Annotated in this window: 16 protein-coding genes; 3 read left to right on the top strand and 13 right to left on the bottom strand. The window is 37.5% G+C overall.

Features of this window, described 5'->3' with window-relative positions; all coding sequences use genetic code 11:
- Positions 1 to 253: 253 nt before the first annotated feature.
- Positions 254 to 2581 carry a 5-methyltetrahydropteroyltriglutamate--homocysteine S-methyltransferase gene (gene metE / locus BUA60_RS07130; RefSeq protein WP_072861074.1) on the bottom strand — a complete coding sequence of 776 codons (2328 nt, stop codon included), beginning with the start codon at positions 2579 to 2581 and terminating at the stop codon, positions 254 to 256.
- A gap of 157 nt (positions 2582 to 2738) precedes the next feature.
- Between metE and BUA60_RS07125 the strand changes: the two genes are divergently transcribed.
- Complete coding sequence (locus tag BUA60_RS07125) at positions 2739 to 3200, top strand: Lrp/AsnC family transcriptional regulator (RefSeq protein WP_072861073.1); 462 nt, start codon at positions 2739 to 2741, stop codon at positions 3198 to 3200.
- A 481-nt stretch (positions 3201 to 3681) separates the two neighbouring features.
- On the opposite strand, the gene BUA60_RS07120 is transcribed toward BUA60_RS07125, so the two are convergent.
- Together BUA60_RS07120 and BUA60_RS07115 are read right to left on the bottom strand one after the other, a co-directional pair.
- The gene (locus BUA60_RS07120; protein ID WP_072861072.1) at positions 3682 to 4305 is read right to left on the bottom strand and encodes an FMN-dependent NADH-azoreductase; all 624 of its coding nucleotides are present in this window, start codon (positions 4303 to 4305) and stop codon (positions 3682 to 3684) included.
- A gap of 63 nt (positions 4306 to 4368) precedes the next feature.
- Positions 4369 to 4950 carry a Crp/Fnr family transcriptional regulator gene (locus tag BUA60_RS07115; RefSeq protein WP_072861071.1) on the bottom strand — a complete coding sequence of 194 codons (582 nt, stop codon included), beginning with the start codon at positions 4948 to 4950 and terminating at the stop codon, positions 4369 to 4371.
- Between the two features lie 522 nt (positions 4951 to 5472).
- On the opposite strand from BUA60_RS07115, the gene BUA60_RS07110 reads away from it, so the two are divergent.
- On the top strand, positions 5473 to 6546 hold the full coding sequence (locus BUA60_RS07110) for an alkene reductase (RefSeq protein WP_072861070.1): 1074 nt from the start codon (positions 5473 to 5475) through the stop codon (positions 6544 to 6546).
- Positions 6547 to 6812: 266 nt separating this feature from the next.
- On the opposite strand, the gene BUA60_RS07105 is transcribed toward BUA60_RS07110, so the two are convergent.
- The 10 genes from BUA60_RS07105 to BUA60_RS07060 all read right to left on the bottom strand — a co-directional run bounded on the left by BUA60_RS07105 (position 6813) and on the right by BUA60_RS07060 (position 14726).
- On the bottom strand, positions 6813 to 8063 hold the full coding sequence (locus BUA60_RS07105) for a spondin domain-containing protein (RefSeq protein ID WP_072861069.1): 1251 nt from the start codon (positions 8061 to 8063) through the stop codon (positions 6813 to 6815).
- 295 nt (positions 8064 to 8358) lie between these two features.
- On the bottom strand, positions 8359 to 9384 hold the full coding sequence (locus tag BUA60_RS07100; RefSeq protein WP_072861068.1) for a T9SS type B sorting domain-containing protein: 1026 nt from the start codon (positions 9382 to 9384) through the stop codon (positions 8359 to 8361).
- 115 nt (positions 9385 to 9499) lie between these two features.
- On the bottom strand, positions 9500 to 10417 hold the full coding sequence (locus tag BUA60_RS07095; RefSeq protein WP_072861067.1) for a pyridoxamine 5'-phosphate oxidase family protein: 918 nt from the start codon (positions 10415 to 10417) through the stop codon (positions 9500 to 9502).
- A gap of 88 nt (positions 10418 to 10505) precedes the next feature.
- The gene (locus tag BUA60_RS07090; RefSeq protein WP_072861066.1) at positions 10506 to 10871 is read right to left on the bottom strand and encodes a DsrE family protein; all 366 of its coding nucleotides are present in this window, start codon (positions 10869 to 10871) and stop codon (positions 10506 to 10508) included.
- Between the two features lie 24 nt (positions 10872 to 10895).
- On the bottom strand, positions 10896 to 11273 hold the full coding sequence (locus BUA60_RS07085) for a DUF302 domain-containing protein (RefSeq protein ID WP_072861065.1): 378 nt from the start codon (positions 11271 to 11273) through the stop codon (positions 10896 to 10898).
- A 65-nt stretch (positions 11274 to 11338) separates the two neighbouring features.
- On the bottom strand, positions 11339 to 12220 hold the full coding sequence (locus BUA60_RS07080; RefSeq protein ID WP_072861064.1) for a helix-turn-helix domain-containing protein: 882 nt from the start codon (positions 12218 to 12220) through the stop codon (positions 11339 to 11341).
- A 9-nt stretch (positions 12221 to 12229) separates the two neighbouring features.
- Positions 12230 to 12649: a nuclear transport factor 2 family protein gene (locus BUA60_RS07075; RefSeq protein ID WP_072861597.1), complete on the bottom strand. Its 420-nt coding sequence runs from the start codon at positions 12647 to 12649 to the stop codon at positions 12230 to 12232.
- A 65-nt stretch (positions 12650 to 12714) separates the two neighbouring features.
- Positions 12715 to 13182, bottom strand: a complete 468-nt coding sequence (locus BUA60_RS07070) for a YHS domain-containing (seleno)protein (RefSeq protein WP_072861063.1) — start codon at positions 13180 to 13182, stop codon at positions 12715 to 12717.
- A 27-nt stretch (positions 13183 to 13209) separates the two neighbouring features.
- A complete protein-coding gene (locus BUA60_RS07065; protein ID WP_072861596.1) occupies positions 13210 to 13758 on the bottom strand; it encodes a carboxymuconolactone decarboxylase family protein in 549 nt (182 codons plus the stop codon).
- 230 nt (positions 13759 to 13988) lie between these two features.
- Positions 13989 to 14726 (bottom strand): cysteine hydrolase family protein, encoded by a 738-nt coding sequence (locus BUA60_RS07060; RefSeq protein ID WP_072861062.1) that lies wholly within the window; start codon positions 14724 to 14726, stop codon positions 13989 to 13991.
- A gap of 401 nt (positions 14727 to 15127) precedes the next feature.
- On the opposite strand from BUA60_RS07060, the gene BUA60_RS22835 reads away from it, so the two are divergent.
- Positions 15128 to 15301 carry a hypothetical protein gene (locus tag BUA60_RS22835; protein ID WP_178346976.1) on the top strand — a complete coding sequence of 58 codons (174 nt, stop codon included), beginning with the start codon at positions 15128 to 15130 and terminating at the stop codon, positions 15299 to 15301.
- Positions 15302 to 15342 lie beyond the last annotated feature (41 nt).

Genomic DNA, 15342 nt, shown 5'->3' with positions numbered 1-15342 from the left:
AATTAATAGAAATGATACAGAGAAGATACTTATGTTCTTAAAGGGGTGTTATATATTTTATTGCATTATTGGATTAAAATGGTCCTTGCCAAAGTCAACTGCCGTGAACCCAGAGAATATTTTTTAATTGGTAATTGGCTTTAGTATTGGAATTCTTTGAAAAATCGGGTTAGTATAGGCTATAAAAGTAAATTCCCCTAAAATAAATTTAGGGGACTTACCAATTTGATTACCGCTAAATATCTTTTGGATGCTATTCTATGAAAGGAGTAGCTATTGATTTGGCCCGCATTTTTTTTGCAACTTTTACTAAATTGATCAAGGCGGATTCAGTTTCAGGCCATTCCCGAGTCTTTAAACCGCAATCCGGATTAACCCATAGATTTTCAATTGGCAAAAGTTTCGTTGCTTTTTGCAATAAATATTCCATTTCCTCCTCGTTGGGAACTCTTGAAGAGTGGATATCGTAAACACCTGGCCCTATTTCATTCGGATATTTGAACTGGACAAATGCATCCAATAGTTCCATTTCCGATCTTGAGGTTTCTATGGTTATTACATCTGCATCCATATCCGAAATGTTTTGTATGATATCATTGAATTCTGAATAACACATATGGGTGTGTATCTGTGTCCTATCCTCTACTCCACATGACGCCAGTCTGAAGCAGTCAACGGCCCAATCCAAATAGAAGCTCCATTGCTCGCGCCTTAGGGGCAACCCTTCCCTTATGGCTGGTTCGTCAATTTGAATGATCTTTATTCCAGCTTTCTCCAAGTCCGCAACTTCGTCCCTTATGGCTAAAGCTATTTGTTTACAGGTCGTGGACCGAGGTTGGTCATCCCTTACAAAAGACCACTGTAAGATGGTGACAGGTCCTGTAAGCATACCTTTTACGGGCTTTTTGGTCAATGATTGTGCAAATGTTGTCCATTTAACCGTCATGAGCTCATCCCTATGGATGTCTCCATATATTATCGGAGGTTTTACACATCGGCTGCCGTAACTTTGTACCCAACCATTACTTGAGAATACAAAACCCTTTAACTTTTCCCCGAAATACTCCACCATGTCGTTTCTTTCAAATTCGCCATGCACTAGGACGTCCAATCCAATATGTTCCTGAAATCGGATGGTGTTTTCAGTTTCTTTTCGAATGAATTCATCATATTCCTCTTGGGTGATAGCATTTCTTTTCAATTTTCCCCGCCAAGCTCTTACCGCTTTAGTTTGGGGAAACGATCCAATGGTGGTCGTGGGAAATAAAGGAAGATTCAATTCCTGTTTTTGTTTCTCTTGACGAATACCAAAGCTATTTTTTCGCTTCATATCTATCTCTGTCAATGATTGCACCCTTTGTTTGGTCAGCGAATGATGAATTAGTGACGAGTTTTGTTTTTCTATAAACTGCCGCCTATTATTTATCAATGCTACAGCTGCTTTTTCTGAGGGAAGATCAGAAGCCAATTGGCTTAAGCTTGCCAACTCCCTAAGTTTCTGTTTGGAGAATGCCATCCACTGTTTAATTTTTGTCGGTAGATTTTCCTCATCCTCCTCTAGGTCCAAATCGTACGGGGTATGTAAAAAGGAACAGGAACCAGCTATCCAAATCTTATCATGGGCAACATGTTTTTTGGCCTTGTCAATTAAGGTCAAAGCTTTATCAAAATTGTTTTTCCAAATGTTTCTGCCGTCGACAACCCCTAAGGAAAGTATCTGTTGTCCTGTGTACAGTTCCGACTCCAAGATATCATTCAATTGTAATGGACATCTTACTAGATCCAAGTGCAGTGCATATACCGGAAGTTGCAGAACTGTTTCCAAATTGTCGCCATAACAATCAAAATAATTGGTTAATATGACATTAAGTTGGGGGAACTTCTGGGCAATATTTAAGTATAATTTTTTTATTGCATTCCTTTCCCTGTCATCAAGATCAAGTGCTAAACAGGGTTCGTCCAATTGAATGTATTTTGCACCGGCAGAGATCAATTGTTCCAATAATTCAAAAAAGATAGGTGTCAAAGAATCCAAAAGGTCCATTCGGTGGAACCCGTCCTCCTTTTCCTTGCCAAGATAAAGATATGTGACAGGGGAAATCAAGACTGGCTTGGTCAAGACTCCCAGTGATAGGGCTTCCTTGAATTCATCAACAGCTTTTGTGGAGTACAGTTCAAAGGATTGGTCCTTTGAAAACTCAGGGACCAGATAATGATAATTTGTATCAAACCATTTGGTCATTTCTAATGCGGTTACATCGTAATTATCTTTTTGTAGCCCCCTTGCCATGGCAAAATAAAGGTCCAAATCCGATTTACTTCTTTTAATTTCTGAGTATCTAGTGGGAATATTACCGTAGGCCATGGTTGCATCCAATACCTGGTCGTATAAAGAAAAATCATTGGATGGAATCAAATCTATTCCCGCTTCTTTGTGCATTAACCAGTTTTCCTTACGAATTGCTTGACCGACTTGATGTAATTCTGTTGCAGTGATTTCCCCTTTCCAATATTTTTCCAAGGCTTTTTTTAACTCTCTCTTGGCGCCAATTCTAGGGTAACCTAATAGGTTTGTTTTCATAAATAATGATTTTTTATAATTCCATACAAAGCTTATACTTTGGATTATAAATTCTAAATTTGATTCAAAATTTAGATGAAATCACTATTTTATATTAATATTTTAGTGTTTTTATCTTTTGAAATTGATTATTAATCAATTAACAGAAAAATATTCTATGAACGATTTGGATAAGATTGATTATCAGATATTGAAATTATTACAGACCAATTCCAATTTAACTACCAAAGAATTGTCGAATAAGGTAAATTTATCCACCACTCCAGTATTTGAGAGGGTAAAGCGCTTGGAGAAAAATGGTTATATAAAAAAATTTGTCGCTGTCCTTGATGCGGAAAAACTGGATAAGGGCCTAATTGTGTTTTGTAATATTACCCTAAAACAGCACACCCGTGAAATTGGTCATAAGTTCGTAAAGGATATCTTAGCAATTAATGAAGTTACAGAATGTTACAATGTTTCCGGAGATTATGATTTTTTATTAAAAGTAATGGTAAAGGATATGAAGCATTATCAAGACTTTGTTCTAAATCACCTAGGTGAAATAGAAAATATAGGAAGTGCCCACAGTACTTTTGTTATGGGCGAAATAAAAAATACCTATTCAGTTCCGATTTAAAGATATATCCTTTTCTTGTTCAAGATTCGCTGGTTATAGAACCAGAATCCTTCTTATCCAACTTGGAGGCCTTAAAAGTGGCTCTGATTCTTGGAATGCCAATATGCGGGGACAGATTTGTACCAAGTATTACAGTAGAGTTTTCCATTGCCCAAGGGATAAAATTTGATTTGTAATCAATAGAAATTAAATAGAACTGCTATAATATAAATCTCCATTGTGCCTTGTTTATGTTCTTAACTAATGAGCGAGGTTCTAATTGGCGGTGCGTAATTAGGTGAGTATTAATGATTTTTAAAATTGTAAGTATTTGATAATAAACATAGTACGCAGAGGGTTGCAGTTCCTCTTTCTCCGCTTAAAAGCCCCGTAGATTAATGTTTACGGGGCTTTGTTTTGTTATTCTACAGCATTATTATTGACAATACAACGGACCAAGAACACCTAACTCCCTATTGCCTGTACACTACAGTAAAAGTTTTTAAATTTGTCCAATCTTTTGGTATATTTTCTTTTTTGAGTTCTCGAATATTTCACCACCAAACTCTTCATTGTCCAATGAAATTATGGAAATGTCTTTTATCCCCATAATCCCGAAAATGAATTTCAAATAGGTTGTTTGGAAATTCATATGCTGGTTTTTCTCGTTTTCCCCATAACCTGTATCTCCACGACTTGACAGTATGAACATTTTCTTGTTTTCAAGAATTCCTACATAATCTCCGTCTGGCTCGCCTGAACGGAATTTCCAAGTTTCATTAATTCTCATAAGTTGGTCGATGTAAGATTTAAGTCCACTTGGAATTGACCAATTATACATTGGCGTTCCCAACACATAAATATTATGCTCCTTGAACTCTTTAATTAATTTATTGCTAACCTCGACACCCGACTGGTTTTCTTTTGTCCTTTCATTTGGTTTGACAAATGCGCTTGCAATCCATTTTTCATTGATAGGAGGGATTTCCTCTAACCCAACTTCTCGATGGGTAAAATTGTCGTTAGGATTTTTCTTTTTCCAGTTATCCACAAAAAGTTGTGTTAGTTTTCTACTGTGCGATTTTTCTTTTCTTACACTTGCGTTGATGATTAATACATTGTTCATAGCCTTATATTTTGATTATGAAACAAAGTTCCGAATTGGGTAAGTAAAAAAAATTGATGTAGTTTAAGATGATTTGAATTTTTTGCGCATTCTACTCAAAAACTCCGGTGTAATCCCCAAATAAGATGCGATTAGATAATTTGGTACTTTGTCTGAAATTTTTGGGTAATTTTTTAAAAAATTCTTATATCGTTGTTCTGCATCAAGAGTGTTATTTAAAATTATTCTCCTCTGTAAACTCCCAAGATAATTTTCGAGGATAATTCTAAAAAAGCGCTCAAGTTTTGGTATTTGCACTAACATTTCTTGAAATGAGTCAAAGCGGATTTGTAGTAGTGTGGTATTTTCAAGGGCTTGAATGTTGTAAATTGAAGGCCTTTGTTTTTGAAAACTTTCAATATCTGTTGCCCACCAATTTTCAATTGCAAAATACAAGATCTCTTCCTTTCCAGTTTCAGGATTTATATAAAAAGCCTTCAAAGTTCCATTGACAATGAAATTATCAGTTCGGCAAGTTTCTCCATTTCTCAAAAGATAATCTCCTTTCTCAAGAGTTTTCTCGGTCCAAAAGGCCTCAATTAAATTTTCTTCTTCAGAACTTAATTTAATGTATTTTGAAATGGTATTAGTAAGTTGCTCTTTCATTAATACAAATTGTTATCTACCATGTTTAGTATGATTACAGTTAAGGGATGATAGTAGTTAATTTTTAGTTTACTACGGACTTATGCAATTATGCACGGATTCATGAGCCCGCCCTGAGTGAAGTTGAAGGGTAATGGAATCCGCCCTAATTGCAATTAACATCTATGTAAAAGCAGTAAGTCGAATATTTTTAAGAAGTATAAAAAATAAAAGATATAAACACTCGATTTACTGCCCCACCTAAGTTATTAATTGGTATCGACATACACAAAAAGTGTTGAGTACAGTCTATAGACATTAGACTAAAACATTGTATTGTGCAATATTCGATATCCATATCACTTTTCCAAAAAGCCAGTTTATATTTTGGACTGGATGTTAGTATTCAAGTTTTTCCGCGTCATAGAATGAGCACAGATATTCTCGAAAAAGATACCATAGCTCGCAAACTAATCACGAATATCTAGGATCATTTTTAAAAGAAGCGAACGGTTTATAATTAATTATTTAAATATAGTAGCAATGCAAGTTTTTGAACCATTTACATTATCAGGATTAGAATTAAAGAACAAAATTGTTATGGCTCCTATGACAAGAAGTAGGGCCATCAACAATATTCCAAATGACTTAATGAAAGAATATTATTCGCAGCGCGCAGACGCAGGCTTAATTCTTTCTGAAGCTACCGGTGTTTCAGCCAATGGAACCGGATACCCTCGAATTCCATCTGCTTATACCCGCCAGCAAATTGAAGGGTGGAAAAATATTGTCGATGGTGTACATTCCAAAGGGGGGAAATTCTTTGTACAGCTTTTCCATACTGGACGCGTTTCATCATCTCTAAATCTTCCTAAAGGAGGAAGAACTGTAGCACCTTCATCTATACCATTAACATCAATGGAAATGTACACCGATCAAGAGGGTATGCAACCGCATGATGTTCCAAAAGAAATGTCGCTTTCTGATATTAAACAGGCGCAAGAGGAATTTGTATCGGCTGCGACCAAACTTATTGAAGCTGGTATTGATGGCATAGAAGTGCATAGTGCAAATGGTTACTTATTGGAACAATTTTTAGACCCAGGTACAAATCAACGAACTGATGAATACGGTGGAAATTTTAAAAATAGAGCAAAGTTCACCTTAGAAACTACACAAAAGGTAGTTGATGCTATTGGGGCTGATAAAGTTGGTATACGGTTTTCCCCATACAGCGTCCTTCACGGCATGACTGGCGACTATCCTGAAATCACAGAAGTATATACCTATTTGGCCCAGGAACTATCAAAAATGGGTATTGTCTATATCCACATTGCAGACCAACGTGCAGCCATGTCCGCCCCCGAATTTGCAACAGAAATCTGGAAAATTATAGGAGAAAACTTTAACGGTACTATGTTAGGAGGTGGTGACGTTTGGAGTGCGGATAAGGCCGAAGAATTATTGAAGGATGGATTTGATCTAGTATATGTAGGTAGGGCATTTATCGCCAACCCCGATTTAATCGAAAAATTTAAAACGGGTAAAGAGCTATCCGCTCCAGATGTTGATAAACTATACACTCCTGGACCAGAAGGTTATACCGATTGGGAATAATAATGTCTTTGGATAAATAGCGACTACATCTATGCAATAATCCTTTACAACGGTATAGTAAACAAACTGGGATGTTCCAGGCATATTTAGTTACTATTGAAAAGGAAGTGCTAACCCAGAAAAACATAATTTTTTATTAAGGATACAAAATCCGTGGTATATTCTTAATCAAAAGAAAACAAAACGGCCATTTATTGGCCGTTTTTTCATTTTCCTAGTATAAAAGTTACTGGCTATATAGCAATTGTATATACTTGATGTCGTTCTTAATTAGGATTAATAGTAACCTTGACCATTTCGGACACATTGGGTACGTGACTTCCGGGATTTGTTTCGACTTCTATTACTCCTTCTTCATTCAGACCTGTATTGTGGCCGGTTTGCCGTACGGGTTGATTATTCCCGGCGCCCGCATATTCGTCGGCTTCGGTTCCCGCATCAAATAATCCTATTAAATTGGTTATATCCCCAGAAACTGGAGTTCCGCTATTGTATAACTGTATGCCTTCGGCACCAACAAACCAGTCATTGGATTGAACCAACATGGTAGCAAAAGATAGCACATCCCCTTCCATTGCCTCAAATTCGAAGGAATAGGAATTACCTGGGAAAATAGGTCCGGGAGAAGTACCACCATCAGGCGTGTTAAAAACAAGTGAAAAGCCAACAGGGCTACCATCCTCGGCTAAACGCTCTAATGCCTCCGTTGAAGCTTCACCTGAGGTGAATACAGCGTCGTTGATTCCAAACGATCCCGGGGCAAATGGTGATACGTAACCGCTATTCGAAGCCAAGGATTCATCCAAAATCGAATTGTTTCCATCTTCAGCAACTCTTTCCAGATCTTCAGTTGCAGCAGTCCCTGCCACAAATAAGGGTTTTTGTCCATCATTATGAACTACCCAAGCTCCGGGTGCCAAGGGGGTAGGAAGTGAGGAGGCTGCCGATACATTTTCAATGGTTGCTGTAAACTTTGACCCACCGTCATGCTCCAGTAAAACCTTTATAACAGCTTCGTCTTCAGGATAGGTAAACCCGTCCACTACATTGCCAATGAGCTCAACTGTACCATTTTCAACCACACCAGTATTTGGACCGCTCTGTCTAGGAGCCTGATTTTCACCAACCCCGGGTTCCTCGTTTACCTCTGTTCCCGCATCCCACAGGTTAAACATTGAAGTTACATCGCCTGTTACAGCATTTCCTTCATCGTCGTATAACGCCAAACCATGATCAGCGGTAGCATAGAATAAATCATTTGATTGAACGAACATGGTAGCAAAGCTCAGAAAATGACCTTTACCCGCTTCAAAGGAAAAAGATTCAGACGTGCCCGGTTGAATTAGGCCGGTAGTCCCGAAGTTAAAATAATCTTTTGCCTCAAAAACATTCTCAATAGTTACCGTAAATCTATTGTTAGGTGCCACAATAATCCTATTGTCATCATCATTATCACAACTTAAGTTGGTCATCAATAGGCTGAGGATAAGTCCTCGAAATAAAAATTTAGTACTCATAATTATATATATTAAAATTAGTTAATAATTCATTCTTGTTTTCCTCCTGTATCGAAAAAGGAGCTGATCACCTAATCTTGCCATAATTTCGACCGGTGGTCTGGTCCTGATTATTATATTATGTACTACCGTACGGCCAGTCCAATGGAAAGCAACACTCGATTTTTCCTGAAGGCCATCAAATACTGAACACGGACCAAATATTTAACATCCTTACTATTTGCTATGTTTATATTGAATGGAATCAAATACCACTACCTAAGGAAAGCTTACCACTATTTTACACTTGTAGGTTTTATTCAATTGATACTATTAGTCGTTCGGCAATTTGTTTGGCTGTAGTAATTTTGGAGAGATCCCTGTACAATTTGCCATCAGCGCCCGAATGATGTCCATGGCCTATTAAATCCATCACGTAGTATTTGGTCGATTCGAAATCTGAAACAGTAACCTCCGCAGCATAAATTAATGACGGTTGTCCTACTTTACCGGAGCCCATATATATTTCGTCATTTGGAAATTTGTCCTTCGAAAAATGCTCATTCCAGTCATATGATTGATTCAACTCTACCAAAACCTTGTAGTTTCCTGGCTCTAGTCGGCCCTTGGTATTTATAATAAAATTCCCAGTGGGTGTGGCTCCGGAATAGGCATCAATATCCTCTGAATTTCCCATGGGCATGTAGAGTCCATCTGCGGCTTGTATACCTCTTTTGTGAGACCAATATGGTAACGATTCTGGTCGCCTAATTAGGGCAGGTTCCCATTTGCCATTGACCTTATTGCCGTAATCAAAGGTACTTGAGGATATAACTCTAGAAATATAAAGGGTCTGTATGTATTCCCCTTCTATATTCTCTATCCAAACCGCAAACAAAGGATATTGGAATGCATCTCCTTTTTGGAGTTCAATACCAATGTTCCTGTCGCCAACAGTGTTGTCCAGGGTTATAATTTGAAAATTAAAGGACTTTTCTACTTTTCCCAATCGCGAATTCCTCATTTCATTGCCAAAAGCATATACATCATTGAGAACACTAATATTGAAATAGAGCCCCAATGTCAAAAGAAAGGCAATTATGGAAAACAATGGAAATTGCAATTTATTAAGTTTTGAAAGTCTTTTTCCGACGATGTAATTTTTCAAGGGTTTTTTATTGTTTACAATATGAAAAACCATTGCCAACATAAAAAGCATAGCAAAAAAGGTGTGTATTGATGCTACTCTTTTATCAAATGGCATTAAATACATTAGCATTCCTGAACCTAGCAATATTAAAAGCAGGATAAGTAAAATATTTCCCAATAATCTCCTGTCCATCAAAATCAAATTTTATTAAATCAATTACTTCCTAGCCCTACTATATAGTCTAGGTTTATTATTGCACTGTTTAACAGTTTCCAAATAGTTAATGAAAAATTTAGCTTAGCGCTAACTAAGGATTAAAAGGTGAATTCCCTATAAATTCCCAATTCAAACCATGTTGATTTTGAGTTATGATCCATTCTGAAACCTTAAATGTCCAAAAGCGACCTGTACCACCTGTTTTTTCTATATCAATTGCTGAGTTTTGGTTAAAAATCAGCTCAGATTTCCCAGTTAGCTGTAACGTCCTTTTATTTGCAAAATCGATAAAAAGCATCCCGGATTTGTTATTTTGAGCGACATTGCCCATAGTATTGAACAAACTGTTGCCTTGATAGTCAGGTACTTTTAAGATGGAATCGTCCAGGACTTCCACAAAACCCTTTTTGCCCCCTCTGTGGGAAGCGTCAAGTCTACCGTCATTACTAATACTTCCCACAAAAAGGGTATCAGAGGAGGAAATCCAGTTTTGTATATCCATACCCAATGAATCCCCATATTTCTTTTTTACTACAACTTGTCTGTGCACATTCGGTTGTTGGATAGTTCTTTGCTGAATATACTTGGGACAATTGGGATATGCCTCTAAAATAGTAATGCTGATCTTATTTCCGTCCAAGGCTATTGTTCCATTAATTCGAAATCTTCTTCTAGTAGCAAGCTCAATAAATAAGGTTCCGATCTGATTGCCATTTACAATGTTCTTATAAAAAATATCCTGCTGATCACTGTGTACTTTCTCCAAGTTGATCGACAAAGAATTGGGATCGGGAACCTCTGCAAAACCAGGTTCACCAACCAAAATGGATGTCCAAACCTGATTGCTATTGTCAACAGAACTCACTATAACCATGGATTGCTTTTCAATAAACTTAATGGCTCCTTTTATGATGGTATCCTTTATCATTCTAGAGTTGGATTCTGCTATTGCTACCTCACCAGTCACTTTCTGTATTTCTATTTCTCCAGAGTGAAATGTCGTGTACATGCTATTTACTTTATTGTGATTATAGTTTTGTAAGTTCAATGTTTATACGATTGGAAAAGCTCCCACTTTAAGAGCGGGAACTTTTAACTTAAAAATTAATAATCGTGTAGCCATCGTTTTGTAGTGCCAGATAACTACTTGAACCTATAGTACCGGGCAAAGGATTATTTTTTATCAGATCAAGCCCTGAAGCATCAGCACCAAAGACATCCGCGCAAGCACAGGAAATCCCTTCTATTTTGTCTTCTATTGCCTTATACAATGCGTTGCCAGGATGATCTTCTTTTTGTAAGATTTCCGGCCATCTAGTTCCTGCCCCTTGAAAAATAATTTTTACTTCCTCATTTGCCTCTTTGAACTCATAAACTGTCCCAAGGGCATTAAATACTCGTCCTAATGCTTCATCAGAACCATCTTTTGGATCCGACAGGACCACGATTGCTGTTTTGCTCATTTCTTTATGATTTTATGGATGTTATTAAAAATTTAGTAATTGATTAATTCGCTTATAGAGGTCATTTAACATTTCTTCATCAAGATTATAATCCCGTAGATTGTCAATGGGATTTTGAAAACTTACCTCGGTATGTCCATTACCTAGATTTCTTAGCACAAATTTTAATGGGATATCATTGATAGCCAATGGATCATTTTCCATTATTTGACCTACATATTTTGGTTCAAAGAACAGTAATTGAATCAATTTTGGAATAATTATACCCTGTTTGGCAACTATATTTTGGGTATTTATTTCATGTAGCAATAAAAACCCGTTTTGTTTTATCCTTTCTTTTATCATTGTATAGGTTTCGTAAAAACTATAACCCAATGTTTTATTTAGAACTGTAGCCTTCATAGAAAAGATTGTTAAACCATTCGCATATTACATACTTGTTCATTTTCATTAAATTAAGCATCATTTTAAGAAACGGCTCTGGCAAAACCTACAGTTTCCCGGTATACGGATGGTGAAATGTCTGCGTTGTTCTTAAAGAAGCGACTAAAATAGTGTTCATCGTCATACCCCAGTTCGAAAGCTATTTCCTTAACCGATTTATCTGTTAGGTATAGCTCACGTTTGGCCTCAATGATTATCCTTTCGGATATGAGGTTGGTCATGGTTTTGTTAAAATGGTTTTTGGTGATCTTGGCAAGGGCCTTTGGGGTAATATTCAACAGTTCCGCATAATCGCTGGCCGAATGCTTGGATTTGAAGTTGGCCTCGATCATGTTCTTGAGTTTCTGGAGGATGAATGGCTCCTTATTATCAGGCATTGCTTCCAACTCCTCAGGTTGTTGTTGAGCTTTGGTTCTTGATGCATTAATAAGGAATATCTTCAGATAAGAAACAAGTAAGTCGTATTGGGCAATATCTGATTTCTGTATACCATTCCGCATTAGGGAAATCAACATCTCAAACTCCTCTTTGGCATTATCCTCTACATTCAACATTGGGGGGTTATAGATATTATTGAAAAGGACACCGTTGCAGGCCACCTGATCGTTATGTTTATGGATACAGAAAAAATCTGGATGAAAATTTAACACCACACCCTCCAATTTTTCCTTTTCATTGAACATAAAGGGTTGATAGGGGGTTAAGGCGAACATTACGTTTTGAGAAAATTCATAGTCGGCAAAATCTATTTTGGCCGTACCACTGCCTTTTTTCACCCAGATCAAGGAATAGTGATTTAGTCTTTTAACCTTGCAGAATTGACCATTGTCCTCAAAGTTCCAAATTCTAAAGGCCATATCCCCTGTATGTTCATTAATGAGGGTGTAGGTGTTAAAAATATCCATAATTAAGTTTTATATTAATTTCCTTTCTTCTTCTAAAATGGGAAGGTCATTGATACTAGCGTACCGTTTTTGAATGAGACCATTTTCGTTGAATTCCCAGTTTTCGTTACCGTACGCCCGGAACCATTGTCCCTCTTGGTTTTGATACTCATACTCAAAGCGTACCGCTATTCTGTTGTCGGAAAATGCCCATAAATACTTACGTAATTTATAGTGTAATTCCGTTTTCCATTTACCGCTCAAAAAGTCAACAACCTCCTTACGTCCATTCACAAATTGGGACCTATTTCTCCATTCAGTGTCTTCTGTATAGGCCTTGGATACTGTAATGGGATCCTTGCTGTTCCAGGCATCCTCTGCCATTTGCACCTTTATTTTGGCAGTTTCCAATGTAAAGGGGGGCAACGGATATTTTTTTTCTTTTTTCATGCTATCTGTTTCCTGAATTATATGGGCAAGCGCCGATCTGGCTGCACCTACCCATATCATCTAGATTATTTACTGTTCTTAACCTTTGGCCAATTGGCATCTGCAGCCTTTTTCAGCTCCGTTGTCCTTTTATTCCAATCCAAGATGGTATTGAACTGTTCCCCATTGAAGGGCGCATTGAAAAACAAGTATAGTTTTCCATCCACAATATCATAGGATTCCGGATCTATTGGAAATTTCGCCGACTTGGCCCCAACACCCCAGGCACAGAAACCATCAAATTGAGGCAGGTACTTTTCAGGGGATTTGTTGAAGGCAGACTTGTTCGCCTTGGTGAAAAAGTAATAAGTAGCTCCATTGTACTTTGCAGAAAAACTTTCAAAGCCTCTTTTTGCTTCTCCAGAAAAATAAGAAACAACATCATACCCTCCAATAGCCACACCATTGTTGTCTACAGGAGCTATTTGGGCCTGTGCGGTATATCCAAAAATAAGGACCGCGCTAAATATAAATATGGATTTTAATGTTCTCATCGTTTTGTAATTTATATGTTAATCAAATTATTGAATAATCGCCGCTGTAACCACTGGAAAATCAATTTCCGTTTCAGCAGTATTGTTGAAATAATTGGTAAGTATATTCAGTGCAACATGGGCTACAATTTCTCCGATGGCCCCATCAGTATACCCGGCCAACTTAATAGCTTCAACATCCGTATTACTTACCCTTCCACCTTTTTGCACCAAGGACTTGGCAAAGATCAGTGCAGCCTCTACTTTGGGATCGTTATTTTTACCTTCCCTAGCCAGCTGCAAAGAATCCGTATCTATATTGGCCAATTTCTCGCCAATAAAGGAGTGGGCAGATAAACAGTAGTTACAGGCATTGTCCTCAGCTACGGCCAAAGCGATCAGCTCTCCCAATTTTCCGCCCAGTGTTCCTTTGCCCAATGCATCGCCAAGATTTAAATATCCTTCCAGTACAGCGGAAGAATTGCCCATAGTTCTCATCATATTGGGAACCATTCCCAATTTGGCTTGTATGCCATCAAATAATTCTTTAGATCTACCAGTTGCTTCCTGTGGATCAAGTGCTTTTAAACGTGTCATAATTTTTAATTTTAAGTTATATGTCATTATTGACATTACAAAGGTCCGTTGATATACCTTGTTAAAAAATGGACTATTCACGCAAGTAGATGGACATTTTTCCCTGGTCATGAAAAGTAAAATTCTTTGGGTTCAACATCCTTTTTGAACCGAAAAGCCAAACAAAAAAAGGGCCGGATACCTAAATATCCAACCCCCTAAACACAATCAACCTAATATTGTATGTGGCCTTACTTTTTCATCATATGATTCCCAAGTTCTTTCACGAGCTCTTGTGTGGAAAAAACTTTGCTGGATACCATTTTATAATTGGTCTGTGCGGCCTGGTTCCCGTCCAAACCGGGTAATTTGGCAGATGCCGTAGCATCGCCTACCACGGCCACCTCAAATCCAGCTTCGATAAGATCCCTCATATGGGATTCGGCACAAAGATTACCGGACATCCCGGCCAAGATCACTTTATCTATTTTTTGTTTCCTCAGCTGTAGGGCAAGATCATTGGACTCGGGACCAAATACTTTATGCGGGCTCGTAACCACCACTCTGTCCTTTTTGATATACTTTTTATATCTGGGCAACCAATCCGCTCCCGATCCTTCAAAACCCTTAACATTCAACTGGTCCCCACGGTCGAACATGGAAATATTGTGCATCAACTTTTCCAAGGTACCCTCAAACTTCCATTGATGGTCGTGCTCATAATAATAATGAGGGGAGACGAAAACGGGGATGTCGTGTTTTTCCCCCAACTTGAAAATCGTTTCCAAGTTTTCAATGGTGTTGTTCTCCTTGACACTTTCACCCACAGCTCCCCATGCCACTCCTTGGGGACTCAAAAAATCGTTCTGTGGATCTGTGATGACTATTGCCGTATTGCCGTCTATTACAAATCCAGGCTCTGGCAATTGGCCAAATAAACTGTTGATTCCAGCAGTAAATACTACTAATGTTTTAAATAAATTTTTCATTGTTTTATTAAATTAAAATGTTAGACTTTATTCTATGAAACAAAGTTGCGACGATATAGTTGGCTAGAAAATGGACTATCCACGCCAGTGAATGGACATTTTTTCCTGAACCAGGAATTTCCCAAGAAGTAATAGGTTTACGTAAAAATAATTATAGTGGCGGTAGTATTTTCATCCAAATGGCCATATAGGCTTGACTATTCATAATACCCTAAAAACAAATTTCTAACTAAAATTGTGTATTGAAATGTTAGGTATAACCCAAAATCGATACTAAGTGAATGGAGTGCAACGCCAAATTTGAATCGCATCGGTGCAATTGGATAAAGAGGCCATCCACCTTGATAATAGGGCAAAATATCTGCTGGATGCATTTGTTATATACAAACAGAGAAACCAAAATGATGAACGCTGAAATTAATACCATCTGGATTGACCTAAACGAAGAACTTTACCATTTCATTTTAAGCAAAGTGAAAGATGAACAAACTTCAAAAGATATTCGTCAAGAGGTTTTTTTAAAAATTGAAACCAAAATCGATCAACCAAAACATACCTCGAAACTAATCGGATAGAACAGGTAAACTACTGGATTACATAAATAATTAAAATTAAC

The organism is Arenibacter palladensis (genome assembly GCF_900129275.1).
GTDB lineage: Bacteria > Bacteroidota > Bacteroidia > Flavobacteriales > Flavobacteriaceae > Arenibacter > Arenibacter palladensis.
Note: the sequence above shows the minus strand (reverse complement) of the source record. Positions and strands in the feature narration are given on the sequence as shown.

Bases quoted from the DNA above. Each gene is read 5' to 3' on its own strand.
- metE (WP_072861074.1), bottom strand. From the start codon at position 2,581: ATGAAAACAAACCTATTAGGTTACCCTAGAATTGGCGCCAAGAGAGAG.
- BUA60_RS07125 (WP_072861073.1), top strand. From the start codon at position 2,739: ATGAACGATTTGGATAAGATTGATTATCAGATATTGAAATTATTACAG.
- BUA60_RS07120 (WP_072861072.1), bottom strand. From the start codon at position 4,305: ATGAACAATGTATTAATCATCAACGCAAGTGTAAGAAAAGAAAAATCG.
- BUA60_RS07115 (WP_072861071.1), bottom strand. From the start codon at position 4,950: ATGAAAGAGCAACTTACTAATACCATTTCAAAATACATTAAATTAAGT.
- BUA60_RS07110 (WP_072861070.1), top strand. From the start codon at position 5,473: ATGCAAGTTTTTGAACCATTTACATTATCAGGATTAGAATTAAAGAAC.
- BUA60_RS07105 (WP_072861069.1), bottom strand. From the start codon at position 8,063: ATGAGTACTAAATTTTTATTTCGAGGACTTATCCTCAGCCTATTGATG.
- BUA60_RS07100 (WP_072861068.1), bottom strand. From the start codon at position 9,384: ATGGACAGGAGATTATTGGGAAATATTTTACTTATCCTGCTTTTAATA.
- BUA60_RS07095 (WP_072861067.1), bottom strand. From the start codon at position 10,417: ATGTACACGACATTTCACTCTGGAGAAATAGAAATACAGAAAGTGACT.
- BUA60_RS07090 (WP_072861066.1), bottom strand. From the start codon at position 10,871: ATGAGCAAAACAGCAATCGTGGTCCTGTCGGATCCAAAAGATGGTTCT.
- BUA60_RS07085 (WP_072861065.1), bottom strand. From the start codon at position 11,273: ATGAAGGCTACAGTTCTAAATAAAACATTGGGTTATAGTTTTTACGAA.
- BUA60_RS07080 (WP_072861064.1), bottom strand. From the start codon at position 12,220: ATGGATATTTTTAACACCTACACCCTCATTAATGAACATACAGGGGAT.
- BUA60_RS07075 (WP_072861597.1), bottom strand. From the start codon at position 12,649: ATGAAAAAAGAAAAAAAATATCCGTTGCCCCCCTTTACATTGGAAACT.
- BUA60_RS07070 (WP_072861063.1), bottom strand. From the start codon at position 13,182: ATGAGAACATTAAAATCCATATTTATATTTAGCGCGGTCCTTATTTTT.
- BUA60_RS07065 (WP_072861596.1), bottom strand. From the start codon at position 13,758: ATGACACGTTTAAAAGCACTTGATCCACAGGAAGCAACTGGTAGATCT.
- BUA60_RS07060 (WP_072861062.1), bottom strand. From the start codon at position 14,726: ATGAAAAATTTATTTAAAACATTAGTAGTATTTACTGCTGGAATCAAC.
- BUA60_RS22835 (WP_178346976.1), top strand. From the start codon at position 15,128: ATGATGAACGCTGAAATTAATACCATCTGGATTGACCTAAACGAAGAA.